The sequence below is a fragment of the Streptomyces sp. AC558_RSS880 genome (genome assembly GCF_019049255.1).
Taxonomy (GTDB): Bacteria; Actinomycetota; Actinomycetes; order Streptomycetales; family Streptomycetaceae; genus Streptomyces.
The window spans coordinates 1-20,821 of sequence record NZ_JAGMUJ010000023.1 but is presented as its reverse complement, the minus strand read 5'-3'; the positions used below and the strand labels follow the sequence as shown (position 1 = coordinate 20,821).

Annotated in this window: 16 protein-coding genes; 8 read left to right on the top strand and 8 right to left on the bottom strand. The window is 71.5% G+C overall.

Annotated features, from left to right (window positions below; genetic code table 11):
• Positions 1-5: 5 nt before the first annotated feature.
• From KUM38_RS08970 to KUM38_RS08960, 3 genes are read right to left on the bottom strand one after another with little or no spacing between them, the layout of a single operon-like run.
• Positions 6-917: an ABC transporter ATP-binding protein gene (locus tag KUM38_RS08970; RefSeq protein ID WP_217128767.1), complete on the bottom strand. Its 912-nt coding sequence runs from the start codon at positions 915-917 to the stop codon at positions 6-8.
• Positions 914-1,828 (bottom strand): ABC transporter permease, encoded by a 915-nt coding sequence (locus tag KUM38_RS08965; RefSeq protein ID WP_217128766.1) that lies wholly within the window; start codon positions 1,826-1,828, stop codon positions 914-916. The genes KUM38_RS08970 and KUM38_RS08965 overlap by 4 nt, the downstream gene beginning before the upstream one ends.
• Positions 1,818-2,804, bottom strand: coding sequence for an ABC transporter ATP-binding protein (locus KUM38_RS08960; protein WP_308408934.1), 987 nt, complete (start codon positions 2,802-2,804; stop codon positions 1,818-1,820). The genes KUM38_RS08965 and KUM38_RS08960 overlap by 11 nt, the downstream gene beginning before the upstream one ends.
• A 221-nt stretch (positions 2,805-3,025) precedes the next feature.
• Here KUM38_RS08960 and KUM38_RS08955 point away from each other — a divergent pair, with 221 nt between their 5' ends.
• From KUM38_RS08955 to KUM38_RS08935, 5 genes are all read left to right on the top strand, one after another.
• Positions 3,026-4,786: an SDR family oxidoreductase gene (locus KUM38_RS08955; RefSeq protein WP_254396904.1), complete on the top strand. Its 1,761-nt coding sequence runs from the start codon at positions 3,026-3,028 to the stop codon at positions 4,784-4,786.
• A gap of 147 nt (positions 4,787-4,933) precedes the next feature.
• Positions 4,934-5,482, top strand: coding sequence for an RNA 2'-phosphotransferase (locus KUM38_RS08950; protein ID WP_217128765.1), 549 nt, complete (start codon positions 4,934-4,936; stop codon positions 5,480-5,482).
• Positions 5,483-5,498: 16 nt separating this feature from the next.
• Entirely contained in the window at positions 5,499-5,945 is a 447-nt protein-coding gene (locus KUM38_RS08945; protein WP_254396903.1) for a hypothetical protein, read from the top strand.
• 58 nt (positions 5,946-6,003) lie between these two features.
• Entirely contained in the window at positions 6,004-6,906 is a 903-nt protein-coding gene (locus tag KUM38_RS08940) for an LLM class flavin-dependent oxidoreductase (RefSeq protein WP_217128763.1), read from the top strand.
• 88 nt (positions 6,907-6,994) lie between these two features.
• A complete protein-coding gene (locus KUM38_RS08935; RefSeq protein ID WP_217128762.1) occupies positions 6,995-7,882 on the top strand; it encodes an HAD hydrolase family protein in 888 nt (295 codons plus the stop codon).
• A 4-nt stretch (positions 7,883-7,886) separates the two neighbouring features.
• Here the strand turns inward: KUM38_RS08935 and KUM38_RS08930 are convergent, their stop codons facing one another.
• The 5 genes from KUM38_RS08930 to hisC all read right to left on the bottom strand — a co-directional run bounded on the left by KUM38_RS08930 (position 7,887) and on the right by hisC (position 16,454).
• Entirely contained in the window at positions 7,887-8,945 is a 1,059-nt protein-coding gene (locus tag KUM38_RS08930; protein WP_217128761.1) for a M23 family metallopeptidase, read from the bottom strand.
• A gap of 152 nt (positions 8,946-9,097) precedes the next feature.
• On the bottom strand, positions 9,098-12,589 hold the full coding sequence (cydD, locus tag KUM38_RS08925) for a thiol reductant ABC exporter subunit CydD (RefSeq protein WP_217128760.1): 3,492 nt from the start codon (positions 12,587-12,589) through the stop codon (positions 9,098-9,100).
• A gap of 12 nt (positions 12,590-12,601) precedes the next feature.
• On the bottom strand, positions 12,602-13,606 hold the full coding sequence (cydB, locus tag KUM38_RS08920) for a cytochrome d ubiquinol oxidase subunit II (protein WP_217128759.1): 1,005 nt from the start codon (positions 13,604-13,606) through the stop codon (positions 12,602-12,604).
• Positions 13,607-13,626: 20 nt separating this feature from the next.
• Positions 13,627-15,132: a cytochrome ubiquinol oxidase subunit I gene (locus KUM38_RS08915; RefSeq protein WP_217128758.1), complete on the bottom strand. Its 1,506-nt coding sequence runs from the start codon at positions 15,130-15,132 to the stop codon at positions 13,627-13,629.
• A 239-nt stretch (positions 15,133-15,371) separates the two neighbouring features.
• Entirely contained in the window at positions 15,372-16,454 is a 1,083-nt protein-coding gene (gene hisC, locus KUM38_RS08910; protein ID WP_217128757.1) for a histidinol-phosphate transaminase, read from the bottom strand.
• A gap of 439 nt (positions 16,455-16,893) precedes the next feature.
• Here hisC and KUM38_RS08905 point away from each other — a divergent pair, with 439 nt between their 5' ends.
• The 3 genes from KUM38_RS08905 to KUM38_RS08895 all read left to right on the top strand — a co-directional run bounded on the left by KUM38_RS08905 (position 16,894) and on the right by KUM38_RS08895 (position 20,730).
• Positions 16,894-18,006, top strand: a complete 1,113-nt coding sequence (locus tag KUM38_RS08905) for a LacI family DNA-binding transcriptional regulator (protein WP_217128756.1) — start codon at positions 16,894-16,896, stop codon at positions 18,004-18,006.
• A gap of 588 nt (positions 18,007-18,594) precedes the next feature.
• Positions 18,595-19,686 carry a metallophosphoesterase gene (locus KUM38_RS08900; RefSeq protein WP_254396902.1) on the top strand — a complete coding sequence of 364 codons (1,092 nt, stop codon included), beginning with the start codon at positions 18,595-18,597 and terminating at the stop codon, positions 19,684-19,686.
• Positions 19,687-19,869: 183 nt separating this feature from the next.
• Positions 19,870-20,730 carry a hypothetical protein gene (locus tag KUM38_RS08895; RefSeq protein WP_217128754.1) on the top strand — a complete coding sequence of 287 codons (861 nt, stop codon included), beginning with the start codon at positions 19,870-19,872 and terminating at the stop codon, positions 20,728-20,730.
• Positions 20,731-20,821: the final 91 nt, after the last annotated feature.

Genomic DNA, 20,821 nt, shown 5'->3' with positions numbered 1-20,821 from the left:
GCCTCCTACGCCGCGACGAGATACGAGAAGACGGACTCGAGGGACTCGTCGGACGGCGAGACCGTGAGCAGCCGGATGCCGTGCTCCTTCGCGACCTTCGGCAACAGGGCCGTGAAGCGGCCGAAGTCGACGGCCTGGATGCGCAGCGCGCCCTCGGCGTGGTCGACCTCGATGCCGGACGTCGACGGGTCGGCGATCAGCGCGGCCGCGAGGGCGCGGTCGTCGCTGGAGCGCACCAGGTAGCGGTGCGGGCGGTCCGTCATCAGGCGGCGGATCCTGCGGAAGTCACCGCTGGCCGCGTGCCGGCCGGCGACGACGACCTCGATGTGCCAGGCGAGCTGTTCGACCTCTTCGAGGATGTGGGAGGAGAACAGCACGGTGCGGCCCTCGTCGCCCATCCGCCGCAGCAGGTCCATCAGCTGCATGCGCTGGCGCGGGTCCATGCCGTTGAAGGGCTCGTCGAGGAGGAGCAGCGACGGCTGGTGGACCAGCGCGGACGCCATCTTCACGCGCTGGCGCATGCCCTTGGAGTACGTGGCGATCTTGCGGTCCTGCGCGTACTCCATCTCGACCGTGGCCAGCGCCCGCTGGGCGGCCTTGGCGCCCAAGCCGTGGAGTTCGGCGTTGGCGAGGACGAATTCGCGGCCGGTGAGGAAGTCGTACATCGCCTCGCGTTCGGGGACGATGCCGATGTGCTGGTAGATGGCCTCGTTGCGCCACACCTGCTGTCCGTCGAGGGTGACGGTGCCGGTGGAGGGGGCGAGGAAGCCGCCCATCATGTTGATGAGGGTGGACTTTCCGGCGCCGTTGGGGCCGAGGAGCCCGGTGACTCCGGGGCCGATGGTCATGGTGATGTCGTTGACGGCGACCACGTTGCCGAACCAGCGGGAGACGTGGTCGATGGAGAGCGTGGTCACAGGCCCACCTTCTTGTAGCGGCGCATCAGGAGGCCGTAGCTGGCGGCGATCAGGCCGAGGGTGAAGAGGACGTAGACGACGCCCTCGGCGTTGCTCGGGCCCACCCCGCCCGGGAAGGCGGAGGTCGCGCCCAGGAAGGCGGACTGCACGCCGTCGATGAGGGTGATCGGTGAGAACAGGCCGATCCAGGCGATGGCGTCGCCGCTGCTCTGGACGTCGGCGATCGCCTGGAGGGTGGAGACCGCGCCGTAGGTGATGGTCAGTACGGCGATGACGGCCGCGATGCCGAAGCCGCGGCGCGGGGTGACCGAGGCGATGACCAGGCCGATGCCGGCGAAGAGCAGCGAGAGCAGTGCCACGGAGACGAGTCCCTGTGCGAATCCCTTGGTCTGGTCGGTGAAGTCGAGCTTGGCCAGCAGCGCGCCGATGTACAGCACCAGCAGGGGGGCGGCGGTGAGGATGAACAGCGCCGAGGCGAGTGCGGCGAACTTGGCGCGCACGTAGTCGGCGGTCTCGATGGGCCGCGAGAAGTACAGCGGTACGGTCTTGAAGCGCAGGTCGCGGGAGACGGACTGGGGTGCCTGCGAGGCGACGTACAGGCTGATGACGGCCTGCATGACGATCGCGTAGCGGGTGTAGTCGACGGGCAGGTCGTTGGCCTTGGTGGCGACGGCGACGGCCACCATGATGGCGGCGGGCACGCACATCACCACGAACAGCAGCATCGGCAGCACCTTGGACTTCACCGAGCGGCCGAGGCCGTAGGAGCCGCGCAGGGACTGCGAGTACAGCGAGAACCTGGCGTAGGAGCGGCCGAGGCGGGGGCCGTCGTAGGAGCGGTAGCCGATGTTGTGGATACGGGTGTCACCCGATGCAGTGGCTGGTGCCTGCATGGACTGCTCAGCTGCCATGGCCGACCGCCTCCTTCCGCTGCTCGTCGTTGTTGCCGTCACTGTTCTCGTCGCTGTTCGTGAAGACCTCGGAGATGTGGTGCCGGCGCTGTTCCATGCGCACCAGGCCGAGGCCGAGGTCGGCGATGACGTCCCGGACCAGGTCGTAGGTGTCCTCGCCCTGAGCGGTGAGGAGCAGGATGTGTCCGGCGCCCGGCAGTCCGCTGCCGTCCTCGACGGTCACCCCGCGCGCGTGGAGCGCGTCGCGCACCGCGCGGGTGCCGTCCGGGTGCTCGTCGGTGTCGGTGACCTCGATCGCGAGGGTCGTGGTGGTCTGGGTGAAGTCCGTGGTGGAGCTGGAACGCAGCAGCTTGCCGCCGTCGACGACGACGACGTGGTCGCAGGTGCGTTCCAGTTCGCCCAGCAGGTGGGAGGTGACCAGGACCGAGATGCCGAAGTCGGTGTGGATGCGGCGGATCAGGCCGAGCATCTCGTCGCGGCCGACCGGGTCGAGGCCGTTGGTGGGCTCGTCCAGGAAGACCAGCTGGGGGTCGTGCACGAGGGCCTGCGCGAGCTTCACCCGCTGCTTCATACCGGTGGAGTAGCCGCCGATGGGACGGTAGCGCTCCTCGTACAGGCCGACGTGGCGCAGGGTGTCGGCGGTGCGCTCCCGCGCGGCGGCGGGCGGCAGGCCGGACATGCGCGCCATGTGGACGACGAACTCGGTGGCCGAGACGTCCGGCGGCAGGCAGTCGTGCTCCGGCATGTAGCCGACCCGTTCGCGGATGGCGGCGCCCTCGGTGGCGACATCGAGTCCGAGCACTTCGGCGCGGCCCTCGGTGGCGGGGGACAGACCCAGCAGGATCTTGATCAGTGTGGACTTGCCGGCTCCATTGGCTCCGACGAGTCCGGTCACACCGGGCCCGACGTCCACGGAGAGCCGGTCAAGAGCGGTCACCCGGGGGAACCGCTTGCTCAGGCTTTCGGTCGCGATCACAGTCACGTCCCAGACGGTAGTGACCCGTGCCACTCCGGTCGTCAGACCGGAGGGCCGTCTTGGCGTCCGTCTGGAGTTGTACGGGCCCGTAGGGGAATCTCCTTCCGGGGAGTTATCCACAGCCGGGAAGGCCGCTCTTGACGGGGCCCCGGCCGACTGCGAGATTCGCTCGTGTCACGTTACGGACACGTAGCGCAGTCACGACCGCAGGGGGTGACGGCTTGTCGGGGACGGTGTGGGCGGGGGCGCGGGAGCGCCGGGTGCGTACGGGCGGGGTCGAGCTGTGCGTGGCCGAGCTGGGTGAGCGCGGGCGGCCGGCGGTCGTCCTGGTGCACGGCTACCCGGACAGCAAGGAAGTGTGGTCCGAGGTCGCGTCCCGGCTCGCCGGGCGTTTCCACGTCGTGGCGTACGACGTCCGGGGCCACGGCCGGTCCACGGCGCCGCGTCCGCTGCGCGGCGGGTTCACCCTGGAGAAGCTGACCGACGACTTCCTGGCCGTCGCCGACGCGGTCAGTCCGGACCGGCCGGTGCATCTGGTGGGGCACGACTGGGGTTCGGTGCAGGCCTGGGAATTCGTCACGGTCGGGCGCACCGCGGGGCGGATCGCCTCCTTCACGTCGATGTCGGGGCCGTCGCTCGACCACTTCGGGCACTGGATCAACCGCCGTCTGAAGCGGCCCACCCCGCGCCGGGTCGGCCAGCTGCTGGGCCAGGGCGCCAGATCCTGGTACGTGTACCTGCTGCACACGCCCGTGCTGCCCGAGCTCGCCTGGCGCGGCCCGCTGGGCAGGTGCTGGCCGCGGATCCTGGAGCGCGTCGAGAAGGTGCCCGGCGGCGGCTACCCGACCTCGTCCCTGCCGTCGGACGCGGCGCACGGGACCTGGCTCTACCGGGACAACGTGCGGCCCCGGCTGCGCAGCCCGCGCGCGGACGCCTACGCGCACGCGCCCGTGCAGCTCATCACGCCGCTGGGGGACGCGTTCCTCTCGGAGCGGCTCCACGACGAGCTGGAGCGGTGGGCGCCGCGGCTGACCCGGCGGACGCTGCCGGCCCGGCACTGGGTGCCGCGCACCCGGCCCGACCTGCTGGCGACGTGGATCGGTGAGTTCGTGGCGTCCGTGGAGGACGGCCGGCCGGAGGTGACGGCTCCGGGCCGGTACGCCGACCGCTTCGGCGGGCAGCTGGTCCTGGTCACGGGGGCGGGCAGCGGCATCGGGCGGGCGACCGCGCTCGCGTTCGCGGAGGCGGGCGCGCGCGTGCTGGCGGTCGACCGGGACGCGGAGGCCGCGGCCCGTACCGCGGGGGAGGCCCGCGGTCGCGGAGCGGCGGCCTGGGCGGAGACGGTGGACGTGTCCGACGAACAGGCCATGGAGAAGCTCGCCGAGCGGATCACCACGGAGTACGGCGTGGTGGACGTCCTGGTGAACAACGCCGGCATCGGGCTGGGCGGCTCCTTCTTCGACACCACCCCGGAGGACTGGAAGGAGGTCCTCGACGTCAATCTGTGGGGGGTGATCCACGGCTGCCGGCTCTTCGGGCGGCGGATGGCCGAGCGCGGACAGGGCGGCCACATCGTCAACGTCGCCTCGGCGGCGGCGTTCCAGCCGTCCAGGGCGCTGCCCGCCTACGGCACGTCCAAGGCGGCGGTGCTGATGCTGAGCGAGTGCCTGCGGGCGGAACTGGCGGGCCGGGACATCGGCGTGACGGCGGTGTGCCCCGGGTTCGTGAACACCCCCATCACCTCCACCGCGCGCTTCGCGGGCGTGGACGCCGAGGAGGAGCGGCGGCTGCGGAAACGGGCGGCGCGCCTGTACGGGCTGCGCGGCTACCCGCCGGAGAAGGTCGCCGCCGCGATCCTGCGGGCGGTGGTGCGTGACGAGGCGGTGGTGCCGGTCACCCCGGAGGCGCGGACGGCGTATGCGCTGTCGCGGTGGATGCCGGGGGCGCTGCGGAGGATCGCGCGGGTGAAGCCGCCGATGTGAGGGTGGTCCGGGCAAGGACGGTCGATGTGAGGCCGGTTGTCCACAGCAGAGGTCAATTCCCCTGTGGATAACCGCACTTGCTTGTGGATCAAACCTCCGGAGCTAAATCGATCGCGTGATGCGCGTCTCTCCCGGCAGTCTGAACGGATGGATGAAAGACGCACCGTGAAGGTGTCGAAGTACCTCGCCAAGCATCTGCGCCATCAGCCCGGGAGGATCGGGCTCACGCTCGACGAAGGCGGCTGGGTCGAGATCGACGCGCTGATCGCGGCGGCGTCCGCGCACGGCTTCCGGTTCACCCGGGAGGAACTGGACCACGTCGTCGCCGCCAACGACAAGCGGCGCTTCGCCGTCGAGGGCACCCGGATCCGCGCCAGCCAGGGCCACAGCGTCGAGGTCGATCTCGGACTGGCGCCGGCCACCCCACCGCCGTACCTGTACCACGGCACCGTCGCCCGGAACCTGGAGGCGATCCGCGCCGAGGGGCTGCGGCCCATGAACCGGCACGACGTGCACCTCTCCGCCGACCGCGAGACGGCGACCCGCGTCGGCGCCCGCCGGGGCCGCCCGGTCGTCCTGTCCGTGGACGCGGCCGCCATGCACCGGGACGGCCATGTCTTCCACGTGAGCGCGAACGGCGTGTGGCTGACCCGGGCCGTGCCGAGCCGGTATCTGCGTTTCCCCGGCAGCCACTGATGCCATGATCGGTGGTATGGACCACTTGCCCAGCACCGAGGCCGCCGTCACCGTCCTCCGTGCGCTCGCGGACACCTATGAGCGCGAGATCGAGGTCACCCATGACATCGGCGCGGATCAGACCTCGCGCCGCACCGCGGCGGGTGTGGGCGTCATCACCGACCCCGACGGCTCCCTCCCCCACGAGGCCTGCATCGAGTTCGGCGGCCTGCCCCGGGTGAGCGTGCGGCTCTACCCCGAGGACGACGCGCTGATCGACGTCGAGGGCGTGGAGTGCCCCGACATCCCCCGCGACGACGTGCCGGCCTTCCTTCGCTCCCTCTTCGACGGGCTGGCGTATGTGAGGGCACGGCGTTTCCCTCCGGGCTACTTCCTGATCGTGCCGCTGCCCGGAGACCGGACGCACAAGGAGTTCATCCCCATGATCGTCCTCACCCCCTGGCTGAGCTCACGAGTACGGTGACGGACGCGAATGCGGGACGTTTCACGTGAAACCTGCGGCGGCGCATAGGCTCGGTGACATGAGTCTGCGCCTGAGCACCGTGATCCTCCCGTACCGCCGCTGGCACGAGGGCAGCCGTTCGGCGTGGGTGCGTGCCGAGGAACTCGGCTTCCACGCGGGATACACCTACGACCATCTGTCCTGGCGCAGCTTCCGGGACGGCCCCTGGTTCGGTGCCGTCCCCACCCTGACCGCCGCCGCGGCCGTGACCGACCGGATGCGGCTGGGCACGCTGGTGACCTCACCGAACTTCCGGCACCCGGTGACCCTCGCCAAGGAACTCATCTCCCTCGACGACATCTCCGGCGGACGCGTCACGCTCGGAATCGGCGCGGGCGGCACCGGCTTCGACGCCACGGCGCTCGGCCAGGAGCCCTGGACACCCCGTGAGCGCGCCGACCGCTTCGCCGAGTTCGTGTCCCTGCTCGACCGGCTGCTCACCGAGGACTCGGTGTCGTACGAGGGCGACTTCTACGCGGCGCACGAGGCGCGCACCATCCCCGGCTGCGTGCAACGGCCCCGGCTGCCGTTCGCCGTGGCGGCCACCGGACCGCGCGGACTGCGGCTCGCGGCTCGTCATGGGCAGGCCTGGGTGACCACGGGCGACCCCCGGCTGTACGAGGACGGCACGCCCGAACAGTCGGTTCAGGCCATTCGCGGCCAGGCGGAGAAGCTGGCCGACGCCTGCGCCGAGCTCGGCCGGGACGTGACCGGGCTGGACAAGATCCTGCTCACCGGATTCACCCCGGACCGGGGCCGTCCGCTGGAGTCCCTGGACGCCTTCGTCGACTTCGCGGGCCGCCACGCCGAGCTGGGATTCACCGAGATCGTGATCCACTGGCCCATCCCCGACTCCGACTTCGCCGCGGACCAAAAGATCTTCGAACGGATCGCCATGGAGGCGCCGGCGCAGCTGCGGTGACCCCGGCCGGCCCAGAGTGCGGGAAGAGGCCGCTGGTGACGACGGTAACCACTCAGATGTGCGCACTCCCGCACGGCCGTGCGGGCATATGCGGGACAATGACCGGGTGACCTCAGCGACCCGACAGCCCGAGACCCAGGCAGCCACCACTCGACCGCGGCTCATCGCCACCGACCTCGACGGCACCCTGCTGCGCGACGACAAGTCGGTGTCCCCGCGCACCGTCGCCGCGCTCGCCGCCGCCGAGGAGGCGGGCGTCGAGGTCTTCTTCGTCACCGGCCGCCCGGCCCGCTGGATGGACGTCGTCAGCGACCACGTCCACGGCCACGGCCTCGCCATTTGCGGCAACGGCGCGGCCGTCGTCGACCTGCACGGCGGCCCCGGAGCGCACCGGTTCGTGAAGGTGCGCGAGCTGCCCCGGAAGAACGCGCTGGACGCCGTACGGCTGCTGCGCGAGGCCGCACCGGGCACGGTGTACGCCGTGGAGCAGACCTTCGGCTTCAACCAGGAGCCGGCGTATCCGAAGCTGCACATGGAGGTCCCGGACACGCTCGCTCCCGCCGAGGAGCTGCTGGCTCCGGACTCCCACACCGCCGGCGAGCCGGTGCTCAAGATCCTCGCCCACCACCCCGGGCTCGACCCCGACGCCTTCCTGACCCTGGCCCGGCTCGCCATCGGCGACCGGGCCAACGTCACCCGCTCCAGCCCCAGCGCCCTGCTGGAGATCAGCGGCCCCGACGTGTCCAAGGCCAGCACGCTCGCCCTGTGCTGCGCCGAGCGGGGCATCTCGCACGAGGAGGTCGTCGCCTTCGGTGACATGCCGAACGACGTCGAGATGCTGACCTGGGCCGGACGTTCCTACGCGATGGGCAACGCCCACCCGGACGTGATCGCCGCCGCCTCGGGCCGCACGGTCGCCAACAACGACGACGGGGTGGCCGTGGTCATCGAGCGGCTGCTGAACGAGCGGCCGTAGCCGCTCAGAGCGACACCCCGTGCCGCGCCAGCCACGGCACGGGGTCCACCGCCGACCCCATCTCCGGTGTGACCCGCACCTCGAAGTGCAGGTGCGGGCCCGTGGAGTTGCCGCTGGTGCCGGACTGACCGATCCACTGCCCGGGCGACACCCGGTCCCCCTGGTCGACGGCGACGGCGGCGAGGTGGGCGTACTGCGTGTAGTAGCCGCCCGCGTGCCGGAGCACGATCTCGATGCCGAAGGCGCCCCCGCAGGACACCCTCACCACCTTCCCGGAGCCCACGGCCCGCACCGGCGTGCCGATCGGCACCGCGAAGTCCTGCCCGGTGTGCCGGTTCGCCCACCGGGCGCCGCCGCTGCCGTAGGAGGCGGACAGTTCGTACGTCTCCACCGGCGCCACCCAGCGGGTGGTGAACCGCGTCTCCGGCTGGTCGAGGCGGACCGCGCCGCGGCAGGCGCCGGCCGCGACGGAGGCGTCCGCCTGGCCCTGCAGCTTCCACCGCGCCGCTTCGAGCTTCCGCTCGATGTCCTGCTGCAGGACGGCGAGTTCCGTGTTCCGCTTCTCCAGCCTCTTCCACGCCGCCGCGGCCTTCGCCTCGTCGCGGGCGAGCCGGGCCTCGGCCCGTTCGCTCTTGCCGATCGCCTTGTCGAGCGACACCTCCGCCTGCCACACCACCCGCTGACCGCGCATCAGCTCTTCCGGGTCGTCGGCGAGCAGCATGTGCGCGGTGAGCGGCAGCCCGCCGCCGTCCCGGTACTGGGAGCTCGCGATCCGGCCCAGGTCCTCGTGGAGCCCGGCCATCTCCCGTCGCTCGCGGTCGAGCCGCTCCTCCAGCCGCTGTGCCCTGGCCCGCTGTTCCTCGACCTCGCGTCGGCCGGTCTCGTACTGCTCCGTCGCCGCCGCCGCTTCCTCGTACAGCCGCGCCACTTCCGCGCCGATGCCGGACGTGGAGCCGTGACCGGGGGCGTGGGCGCCGTCGCCGTCGGCGGGCCGGGCGGCGAGCACGGCGAGCGCGCACAGCAGCACGGCGGTGAGCAGCGGATGGCGGCGGGTGAAGCGCATGACTGCGATCCTGGACCCCGCCCCGGCGCACGGTCCTGTTCATGTCGTACACATGGGGGACCACGCGCCCCCGGACGGACCAGAGATACCGCCGAACAGCGGTATTCTCCCGGGAGCTTGACGTCCCGTCACACGGGAGAGGTCCGTCGGGGTCAACGGGCCGCCGCCAGGAGTCCGGCCCGCTCCTCCCGGCGTGCCATCGCCCGCAACGGGCCCGCCGTAGCCACGAGTTCGTCGTACGGCCCGCGCTGCACCACCCGGCCCCCGTCCAGCACGACGACCTCGTCCACCTCCTCCAGGCCGGCCAGCCGGTGGGTGATGAGCAGCGTCGTACGCCCCTCGGTGGCGGCCAGCAGATCGGCGGTGAGCGCGTCGGCGGCCGGCAGGTCGAGGTGTTCGGCGGGTTCGTCCAGCACCAGCACGGGGAAGTCCGCGAGCAGCGCACGGGCGAGCGCCAGCCGCTGCCGCTGTCCGCCGGACAGCCGCGCCCCGTGCTCGCCGACGAACGTGTCGAGCCCGTCGGGCAGGCCGTCGGCCCACTCCAGCAGCCGGGCCCGGCGAAGAGCGTCGCGCAGCTCGTCCTCGGTCGCGTCCTTCCTGGCGAGCAGCAGGTTCTCTCGTACCGAGCTGTTGAAGAGGTGCGCGTCCTGCGCGCACAGTCCGACCAGCCGCCGTACGTCGTCGCCGTCCAGGGCGTACGCGTCCACCCCGGCCAGTGTGTAGGAGCCCGCGCCCGGGTCCAGGAACCGCAGCAGCACCTGCGCGAGGGTCGTCTTGCCCGATCCGGAGGGGCCGACCACCGCGATGCGGCGGCCCCGCTCGAGCGTCAGGTCCACCCCGGCGAGCGCGTCCCGGTCCTGCCCGGGGTGCCGGGCGGCCAGCCCCTTGACCACGAGCGGGAACGGCGACGCGGGCGCCTGCCGCGGCGCCTCCGGTTCCCGTACGGGGGCCGGGGCGTCCAGGACCTCGTACACGCGCTCGGCGCTGCGGCGCACCCGCTGCCGGTACTGCACGGCGAGCGGCATCCCGAGGACGGCCTCGAACGCGGCCAGCGGGGTGAGGACGACGACGGCGAGGGCCACACCGTCCAGCCGGCCGGTGGCCACGGCCTGGGCGCCGACGAGCGCGGCGGCCGCGACGGTCAGTCCGGAGATCAGTGCGGTGAGCCCGTCACCGAGCGCGGTGGCGGTGGCGGCGCGCGAGGCGATCCGGGTGAGCGTGCCGTCGGCCCGGCGCGCCTCGGCGGTCCGCGCGGGCAGGGCACCGGCGACGGTCAGCTCCGCGGTGCCGGTGAGCAGATCGGTCACCCGGGTCGCGAGGACGCCACGCGCCGGTGCCAGCCTGCGTTCCGCGCGTCGGGCCACGGCACCGGTCAGCAGGGGCACACCGGCGCCCGCCGCGAGCAGCCCGGCCGCGAGCACGGCGCCCGCCTCGGGCAGCAGCCAGGCGGTGAAGCCGACGGACAGGGCGGAGACGGCGACGGCCGCACCGGCCGGCAGCAGCCAGCGCAGCCAGTAGTCCTGGAGCGCGTCCACGTCGGAGACCAGCCGGGAGAGCAGGTCGCCCCGGCGGACACCGCGCAGTCCGGCGGGCGCCAGCCGCTCCAGGCGTCGGTACACCGCGACCCGGGTGTCGGCCAGCATGCGCAGTACGGCGTCGTGCGACACGAGCCGCTCGGCGTAGCGGAACACGGCCCGGCCGATACCGAAGGCGCGGGTCGCCGTCACGGCCATCATCAGGTACAGCACGGGCGGCTGCTGCGAGGCCCGGGAGATGAGCCACCCGGAGGTCGCCATGAGCCCGACGGCACTGCCCAGGGCGAGGGTGCCGAGCAGCAGCGCGAGGGTGATCCTCCCCCGCCGGGCGCCGGACAGGGCACGGACGCGGTCGAGGACACCGCCCGGGACCGGTCCGTCTTCGTGCCCGGCGGGTCCGCCGTCCGCTCCGGGGGCCGTTTCGACGGCCGTCGCGATGCGGACCTCCCGGCGCGGGGACTCCCCGGGGGCCGCGGGAGCCGGTTCGGCGAGCCGCACCACCCGGTCCGCCAGGGCCAGCAGCGCCGGCCGGTGCACCACGAGCAGCACCGTCCGGCCGACGGCCAGTCGTCGTACCGCCGCCACGACATCGGCCTCGGTGGCGCCGTCCAGCGCCGCCGTCGGCTCGTCGAGCAGCAGGACGGGCCGGTCCGCGAGGAACGCGCGGGCCAGCGCGAGCCGCTGCCGCTGCCCGGCCGACAGCCCTGCTCCGTCCTCGCCCAGCACGGTCTCGGCGCCGTCGGGCAGCGCGTCCACGAACTCCAGCGCCCCGGCGTCCCGCAGGGCGCGCCGCACGGCGTCGTCGTCCGCGTCGGGCCGGGCCAACCGTACGTTCTCGGTGATCGTCCCGGCGTACAGGTGCGGCCGCTGCGGCACCCAGGCGACGCGGGCGTGCCACTCGGCGAGGTCGAGCCCGCCCAGATCGGCTCCCCCGATCCGCACCCGGCCCCCGGTGGGGCGGACGAACCCGAGCAGCACGTTCAGCAGGGTCGACTTGCCCGCGCCGCTCGGTCCGACGAGCGCGACCGTCTCCCCGGGGGCGACGGTGAAGGACACGTCCGTCACCGCGTCCGTGGACCGGTCCGGATAGCGGACCGTCACGTCCTCGAAGGCGAGGGCGCCCGTCGGCACCGCTGCCGTCCCCGGCGCGGGCACCGGCGTCTCCAGTACCGAGAAGATCTCCTCGGCCGCCCCGAGCCCCTCCGCGGCCGCGTGGTACTGGGCGCCGACCTGCCGCAGCGGCAGATAGGCCTCGGGCGCCAGGATCAGGACGATCAGGCCGGTGTGGAGGTCCAGCTCGCCGTGGACGAGCCGCATGCCGATCGTCACCGCGACCAGCGCCACCGAGAGCGTGGCGAGCAGTTCCAGCGCGAAGGAGGAGATGAAGGCGATGCGCAGCGTCCGCATGGTCGCCCGCCGGTACTCGGCGGTGATCCGGCGGATCGACTCCGCCTGGGCCTTGGCCCGTCCGAAGACCTTCAGCGTCGGCAGTCCGGCGACGACGTCCAGGAAGTGGCCGGACAACCGGGACAGCACCAGCCACTGCCGGTCCATCCGGGACTGGGTGGCCCAGCCGATCAGCACCATGAAGACCGGGATGAGCGGCAGGGTGCCCACGATGATCGCCGCCGAGACCCACTCCTCGGTGACGATCCGTGCCAGCACCGCCACCGGGACGACCACCGCGAGTCCCAGCTGGGGGAGGTAGCGCGAGAAGTAGCCGTCGAGGGCGTCGATTCCCCGGGTGGCCAGGGCGACCAGCGATCCGGTGCGCTGACCGTCCAGCCATCCCGGCCCCAGCGCCGTCGCCCGTTCCAGCAGCCGCCCCCGCAGCTCCGACTTCACCGCGGCGCTCGCCCGGTGCGCGGCCAGCTCGGTCAGCCAGCCGACCAGCCCGCGGCCGGCCGCCACGACGACGAGAAGCAGCAGGGGAGTGCCGAGCGCGCCGACGGACAGTCCGTCCTGGAACGCGCCCACCACGATCTCGGCGATGAGCATGGCCTGGGCGATGACCAGCACCGCGCCGACGGCACCCAGACCGACGACCGCCACCAGGAAGCCACGGGTGGCGCGGGCGTAGCGGAGAAGGCGCGGGTCGATTGGTTTCACGTGAAACACACCTCAGTGCACGGGATCGGCGATGTGCTGGGTACCGATCCGCTTGCGGAACACCCAGTACGTCCAGCCCTGGTAGAGCAGCACCACCGGAGTGGCGATCACCGCGAGCCAGGTCATGATCTTCAGGGTGTAGGGGCTGGAGGAGGCGTTGGTGACGGTCAGGCTCCAGTCGGCGTCCAGCGTGGACGGCATGACGTTCGGGAACAGCGTCAGGAAGAGCATCGCCACGGCGGCCACGATGGTGACGCCGGACAGGGCGAACGCCCACCCCTCACGTCCCGCCTGGTTCGCCGTCAGGGCGGCGACCAGGGAAGCGACCGCCACGACCAGCGCGATCAGGCTGGTGCCGTCGCCGCGGTCGGCCTGGGTCCACAGCAGGAAGGCCGACGCCAGTACGGCCGTGACCAGACCCACGCGCAGGGCCAGCTTCCGTGCCCGCTCCCGGATCTCCCCGACCGTCTTCAGTGCCGTGAACACCGTGCCGTGGAAGGTGAAGAGCGTCAGCGTGACCAGGCCGCCCAGCAGCGCGTACGGGTTGAGCAGGTCCCGGACGCCGCCCACGTACTCGAACTCGGCGTCGATCTTCACGCCGTGCACGATGTTCCCGAAGGCCACGCCCCACAGGAAGGCCGGGATCAGCGAGGTCCAGAAGATCGCCGTCTCCCAGTTGCGCTGCCAGTTCTCCTCCGGCCGCTTCGCCCGGTACTCGAAGGCGACACCGCGGATGATCAGGCAGACCAGGATGGCCAGCAGCGGCAGGTAGAAGCCGGAGAAGAGCGTGGCGTACCACTCGGGGAAGGCGGCGAAGGTCGCGCCGCCGGCCGTGAGCAGCCACACCTCGTTGCCGTCCCAGACGGGGCCGATGGTGTTGATCAGTACCCGCTTCTCGGCCCGGTCGCGGGCGAGCAGCCGGGTGAGGACGCCGACCCCGAAGTCGAAGCCCTCCAGGAAGAAGTAGCCGGTCCACAGGACGGCGATCAGTACGAACCAGACGTCGTGCAGTTCCATGACGGTGCAGCTCCCTCGGCCTAGTACGAGAAGGCCATCGGCTTGTCGGCGTCACGGACGTCGCCGCCGAGCTTCGTGGGCGGGTTGAGGTCGGAGTCGCTGAGCTCGGGCGGGCCCGCCTTGACGTACTTGACGAGCAGCTTGACCTCGATGACAGCCAGGACGGCGTAGAGCAGGGTGAAGACGGACATCGACGTGACGACCTCGGCCGTGGACACACCGGGGGAGACCGCGTCCTCGGTCCGCATCACGCCGTAGACCACCCAGGGCTGTCGGCCCATCTCGGTGAAGATCCAGCCCCAGGCGTTGGCGATCAGCGGGAACGCCATGGTCCACAGCGCCAGGAGCCAGTACAGCCGGGTGAGCCGGGAACCGAGCGGCTGCTTCAGCAGCACCAGGCGCGGGACCTCGTCCTCCCCGGTGCGGTGGGCGGCCGGCAGCAGGAACTTCCTGCGGGTGAGCCACAGGCCGAGGAGGCCGAGCGAGAAGGAGGCCATGCCGAAGCCGATCATCCAGCGGAAGCCCCAGTAGGCGACGGGGACGATGGGCTTGTAGTCACCGGGGCCGAACTTCTCCCGGAGGGCCTCGTTGGTGTCGTTGATGCCGGGCACGTACGACTCGAAGTCGCTGTGGGCGAGGAAGGACAGCAGGCCGGGGATCTCCAGGGCGACCTTGTTGTGCCCCTTGTCGACGTCGCCGTAGGCGAACACGGAGAACGGCGCCGGCTTCTCGCCGTCCCAGAGGGCCTCGGCCGCGGCCATCTTCATCGGCTGCTGCTCGTACATGACCTTGCCGAGGGTGTCGCCGCTGATCGCGGTGAACAGGCCGCCGACCGCCAGGGTGACCAGGCCGAGCCGGAGCGAGGTCCGCATCACCGGGATGTGCTTCTTCCGCATCAGGTGGAAGGCGGCGATGCCCACCATGAAGGCGCCGCCGGTCAGGAAGGCCGCCGAGAAGCTGTGGAAGACCTGGTTGAGCGTGGTGTTCTGGGTGAGCACCAGCCAGAAGTCGGTGAGCTCGGCGCGGCCCTTCTCCTCGTTGATCCGGTAGCCGACCGGGTGCTGCATCCAGGAGTTGGCGGCGAGGATGAAGTACGCCGACAGCAGGGTGCCGATCGAGACCATCCAGATGCAGGCCAGGTGGATCTTCTTGGGCAGCTTGTCCCAGCCGAAGATCCACAGGCCTATGAAGGTGGACTCGAAGAAGAAGGCGATGAGGGCCTCGAAGGCGAGCGGGGCACCGAAGACGTCACCGACGAACCGCGAGTAGTCGGACCAGTTCATGCCGAACTGGAACTCCTGCACGATGCCGGTGACCACACCCATCGCGATGTTGATCAGGAAGAGCTTGCCCCAGAACTTCGTCGCCCTGAGGTACTTCTCCTTCTCCGTGCGCACCCAGGCGGTCTGCAGCCCCGCGGTGAGGGCGGCGAGCGAGATCGTCAGGGGAACGAAGAGGAAGTGGTAGACGGTGGTGATACCGAACTGCCATCGCGCCAGGGTCTCCGGCGCCAGAGCCAGATCCACGTCGTCGCTCCTTACTTCGCCGTGGTCGCGGCGGCCGCTTGGTCCCGTTCGTCCCTCGACATCTCGGACGAAAACGGGATGCGCTTGTGAACGCGTTCACATTCACAAGCAATTATGACCTACTGTTTTTCAGACCCGGAAGGGGGGTCCCCTGTGACGTCGGCCCCTTCGCGCACCCTTCCGGCACACACGAAGGCGGCCGACGGGAAAGCCGTCGGCCGCCTGGACGTACGCGCCGGTCAGAGCTCCTTGCGGAAGCCCTCCGCCACCTTCAGGAAGATGTCGTTCGCCTCGGTCTCGCCGACCGTGACCCGCACACCCTCCCCGGGGAACGGCCGGACGACCGCACCCGCCTGCTCGCACGCCTGCGCGAACGCCGCCGTGCGCTCCCCCAGCCGCAGCCAGACGAAGTTGGCCTGGGTCTCGGGCACCGTCCAGCCCTGGTCCCGCAGCGTCCCCATCACGCGGTTGCGCTCACAGACCAGCGAGCCGACCCGGCCGATCAGCTCGTCCTCGGCGCGCAGCGAGGCGATCGCGGCGTCCTGCGCGATCTGGCTCACCCCGAACGGTACCGCCGTCTTGCGCAGCGCCGCCGCCACCGGCTCGTGGGCGATGGCGAAACCGACGCGCAGCCCCGCCAGGCCGTACGCCTTGGAGAAGGTCCGCAGGACGCAGACGTTGGGCCGCTCGCGGTAGATCTCGACGCCGTCCGGCACCTCGGTGTCCCGGATGAACTCGCGGTAGGCCTCGTCGAGCACCACCAGGACGTCGCTCGGCACCCGGTCGAGGAAGCGCTCCAGCTCGGCCCGCCGTACGACCGTGCCGGTCGGGTTGTTGGGGTTGCAGACGAAGATGAGCCGGGTCCGGTCGGTGATCGCCCCGGCCATCGCGTCCAGGTCGTGCACATCGCCCGGGGTCAGCGGCACCTGGACCGAGGTGGCACCGCTGATCTGCGTGATGATCGGGTACGCCTCGAAGGACCGCCAGGCGTAGATCACCTCGTCGCCCGGGCCCGACGTGGCCTGCAGCAGCTGCTGGGCGACACCGACCGAGCCGGTGCCGGTGGCCAGGTGGGAGGCCGGGACCGCGAAGCGCTCGGACAGCTCGGCCAGCAGCGCCGTACAGGCCATGTCCGGGTACCGGTTGAAGGAGGAGGCCGCGGCCGTCACGGTCTCCATCACGCCGGGCAGCGGCGGGTAGGGGTTCTCGTTGGAGGACAGCTTGTACGCCACCGGTCCGTCGGCCGCCGCCGCCGGCTTGCCCGGCTTGTACGTGGGGATCCCCTCCAGCTCGGCGCGCAGCTTGGGGCTCGTCTCGCTCACCGCAGTCCTCCTCGCGAAGACCGGCGGCACCCGTGTCCGCCGCCGACATCCAATACTGCTCACCTTATGAGGATTCGGCGCCGCCGCGTAGAGGAGCGGCGGCTGCTTCCCGGCCCCGTCCGTCACAGTGGCAACAAGGGCAACGTAGCCCGAAGGTGTACGAATGACGTGCGGGCCAGGGGCGTGCCGTACATATATCTACGCGCCCCTGGCTTACGCCGTGGCGCGCATCCCCCGTGCAGGTGAGTTGAGACCTCTTCGCAACATCACACCCTCGGCAGGTCCGCATGCACCCACACGTCAGGTCTTGGCATTGGAACGTTCAACTACCTTTATTTCCAAGGCAATTGGGCTTTAATGATCATGCAGAAACGTGCCTGTCAACGCGTGCATATGCGTCCGCCCTACCCCGCCGCATGAGCCCTACTATCGGCTCGCCATGACAGCAGCAGGGAAGCACCAGGTGAGCCGCGCGGAAACCTCACGCCGAGGCAGCCGGCCGGGTCGAGCGGGCATCAGGGACGTGGCCGCCGCCGCCGGAGTCTCCATCACGACCGTCTCCGACGCCCTCAACGGCAAGGGCAGGCTCCCGGACGCCACCCGGCGCCACGTCCGCGAGGTGGCCGACAGACTGGGGTACCGCCCCTCGGCCGCCGCCCGAACGCTCCGCACCGGGAAGTCCGGGCTCATCGGCCTGACCGTGACGACGTACGGGGATGAACCTTTCACCTTCACCGAGTTCGCGTACTTCGCCGAGATGGCGCGCGCCGCCACCTCCGCCGCGCTCGCCCGCGGCTACGCCCTCGTCATCCTGCCCGCGACCTCCCGCCACGACGTGTGGTCCAACGTCGCCCTGGACGGCACGGTCGTCATCGACCCCTCCGACCAGGACCCGGTCGTCAGCGAACTGGTCCGGCAGGGCTTACCCGTCGTCTCCGACGGCCGTCCGGCAGGCTCGCTGCCGGTCACCGCCTGGGTCGACAACGACCACGAGGCCGCCGTCCTCGGCATCCTCGACCACCTCGCCGAGGCCGGCGCCCGCCGCATCGGCCTGCTCACCGGCACCACCACCGACACGTACACCCACCTGTCGACCACCGCGTACCTGCGCTGGTGCGAGCGCGTGGGCCAGGACCCGGTCTACGAGGCCTACCCGGCGCACGATCCGTGTGCGGGTGCCGTCGCCGCCGACCGGCTGCTCGCCCGCCCCGACCGGCCCGACGCCGTCTACGGCCTGTTCGATCCGAACGGCACCGATCTGCTCGCCGCCGCCCGCCGCTACGGCCTGCGCGTCCCGGACGACCTGCTGCTCGTCTGCTGCAGCGAGTCCACGGTCTACGCCAACACCGAACCGCCCGTCACCACGCTCTCCCTCAAACCGCGCCGCATCGGCACGGCGGTGATCCAGCTGCTCATCGACGCCATCGAGGGGGTCGACTCGGACCAGCCGGTGGAGCAGGTCATACCGACCGAGCTGATCGTGCGGACCTCCTCGCAGCGGCGGCCGCCCCGTACGACGGTCAGTCCGCCGAGGTCTCCGAAGGGGGAGTGACGCAAGGGGCCCGGCGGGGCGTGCCGCAGGGCCCGGCAGGGCATGTCGCAGGGTCCGGCGGGGCATGTCGCAGGGCCCGGCAGGGCGTGTCGCGGCCTGGAGCGTGGAGCTTCCGCTTCCGGAGGGGAGAGCGGCGGCTTCGGCGACCGGTCGCGCCTCGGAAGAAGGCGTGTCACGCACGCCGAGGCCGGAATCCGGGGCACTTGGGGCGGCGCCGGATCCGCTTCCGGAACGGCGTCGGGGCGGCACCCCGGCTCCGCTTCCGGGGGAGGGTCTCGTACGGACGGGTCCGGGCTCCGCAGGAACGGTTCCGTCTCCGGAGAGGGGACGCGAGGGTGTTTCCCGGGCACCCCTCCGGGAGAAACGGGCCGGGCTCCCGGAAGAGGACGGACCGGTCAGCGGCGTAAGGTGTGCGACCAGGGCCGCCGAAGACCCACCCAAACGGGGCGAAAGCCACGGTGAACCGGAGTCTCGCCCCGATTCACCACCCCTGGGTCATCACACGGCGCGATCCGCATTCCTATGATGGGCCCACGACACCGCGGGCCGCTGCGACCAGGCAGTCCGACGCGGTGCAGGAGCGGCGCGATGGTGGAGGGGTCGATGACTCAGGGGGCCGGTCAGGGACCCGAGGTGGAGCGGACGGCGACGTTGCGCGACTTCCGGGTGCCCGCGTATGTCCACGAGACCGGTCCGTACGTCCAGAGCACGCACCCCGGCGACGTCGTCCCGCTCGCCGAGGAGGCCTACCCGGAGGGATACACACCCACCCAGCGGGACCTCCCCGTCATCAATCGGGGTGACACTGTTCAGGTGACCGTCGACCCCGCGTCCGTCCCCGCCCCGCAGCCCGCCACCGGCCAGGGCCCGCTGTACGTGGTCGGCGACGTCCACGGCTACCTCGACGAGCTGGTGGCCGCCCTCCAGGAGCAGGGCCTGCTCGACCCGGCGGGCCAGTGGTGCGCCGGCACCGCGCGGCTGTGGTTCCTCGGAGACTTCACCGACCGCGGTCCGGACGGCATCGGCGTCATCGACCTCGTGATGCGGCTGTCCGCCGAGGCCGCCGCCGCCGGCGGCTACTGCAAGGCCCTCATGGGCAACCACGAGCTGCTGCTGCTCGGCGCCAAGCGGTTCGGCGACACCCCCGTCAACTCCGGCGCGGGCACCGCCACCTTCCAGGCGGCCTGGCTGCTCAACGGCGGGCAGAAGACCGACATGGACCGCCTCCAGGACCACCACCTGCAGTGGATGGCCCGCCTCGACGCCGTCGAGGAGGTCGACGGCCACCTGCTGCTGCACTCCGACACCACCGCCTACCTCGACTACGGCCGCTCCATCGAAGAGGTCAACGACACCGTCCGCGAGACGCTCACCCGCAATGACGCCGACGAGGTCTGGGACCTGTTCCGCAAGTTCACCAAGCGGTTCTCCTTCCGTGACGAGGGCGGCGCCGACGCGGTGCGCTCCCTGCTGGATACGTACGGCGGCACCCGGGTCGTTCACGGCCACAGCCCGATCCCGTATCTGACGGGCGAAGTCGGTTCCGAGGACGGCGAGGACGACGGCGGCCCCGTGGTCACCGGACCTCATGTCTACGCCGACGGACTCGCCATCGCGATGGACGGCGGGGTCACCATGGCCGGAAAACTGCTGGTCCAGCAACTGCCGCTGGGCGTCTGACGGTTCGGCGGGCCGTGACCGTGCGGCCCGCAACCGCACCGTGCACGTGCCAATTTCGGTAAACCCCCTGTCACCGCGCGCCGTCACCGCTCTACCATCGGCTTATCCGTAGCAGGCTCCCCTCCGTTTCTGCCCGACGGCTCGTCAGCATGCCGAGCCCCAAGCCCTACGGAGCATCGGGGGATGCACATGAACAGCGTTCCGCAGCACCTGCTGAGCGAGGACCGCCAGGAATACGAGCGGATTCTCGATGAGGCGCTGCGCTCCGCGCCACACCACCCGGAACTGGCCGCGGTCGGACAGCGGCTCAACTCGGAACAACTGCGCACGATGGCGCTCAACGCCACCGCGATCATCACGGCGGCCGCGGCGACCGAGTACCAGCACTATGTGAAGGTCCGCGAGGAACTGCGCCGGCCACCGGCGTCGTCCACCCCGTCCGTCCGCGAGTCCGGCCCCAGCGAGCCGGGCACGCACGCGGTGGGGCTCGCCGCCACCATGGGAGAGGCCACCGGGGCCGGCGTCGTCGCCGTCGTCGCCGTGCTGGCACCCGTCCTGGCCGGAACCGCGGCCGCGATCTTCCTGCTCGTCGGCTACGTCCTGCGGATGCTCGATCCCGGCGCCGCGTTCGCCCGGACCATGCTCACCACGGGGTGGGTGTTCGGCGCGGTGACGGCGGTCGCCATCCTCGTCGCCGCCGTGGGCCTGCTGCTCACCGCGCTGCGCAACAAACCTTCGGCGCTCGGCGGCCCGTACCGCGAACTCGACGGGGAGGTGACCCGGGCCAGGGACGCCTGGCGCGAGGCCCTGCTGAAGCAGGGGATCCTGCCGTTCCTGCGGGACGCGCTCACCGACCCGGCGACGGTCTCCGCGCTGCAGCACACGGCACCGCCCCCGCCGGCAGGCCGCATCCCGCACCTGGGGTACGGACGGCCGGGCTTCTCCAGCCCGGAGGAGGGGGCGGCCCGCGGCACACGGCCCAGCTACTCCAGCCCGGACTACTCGAGCCCGGACTTCGGGGGACCGGAGCACCAGCCGGAGTAGCCGGGCGGCCCGTCCGTCGGCTTGCGCTCTCCGCAGCGGAGGCGCGAGCCGGGGGACGGGGCGGAGAGACAGGGCGGAGGGACGGGGCGGA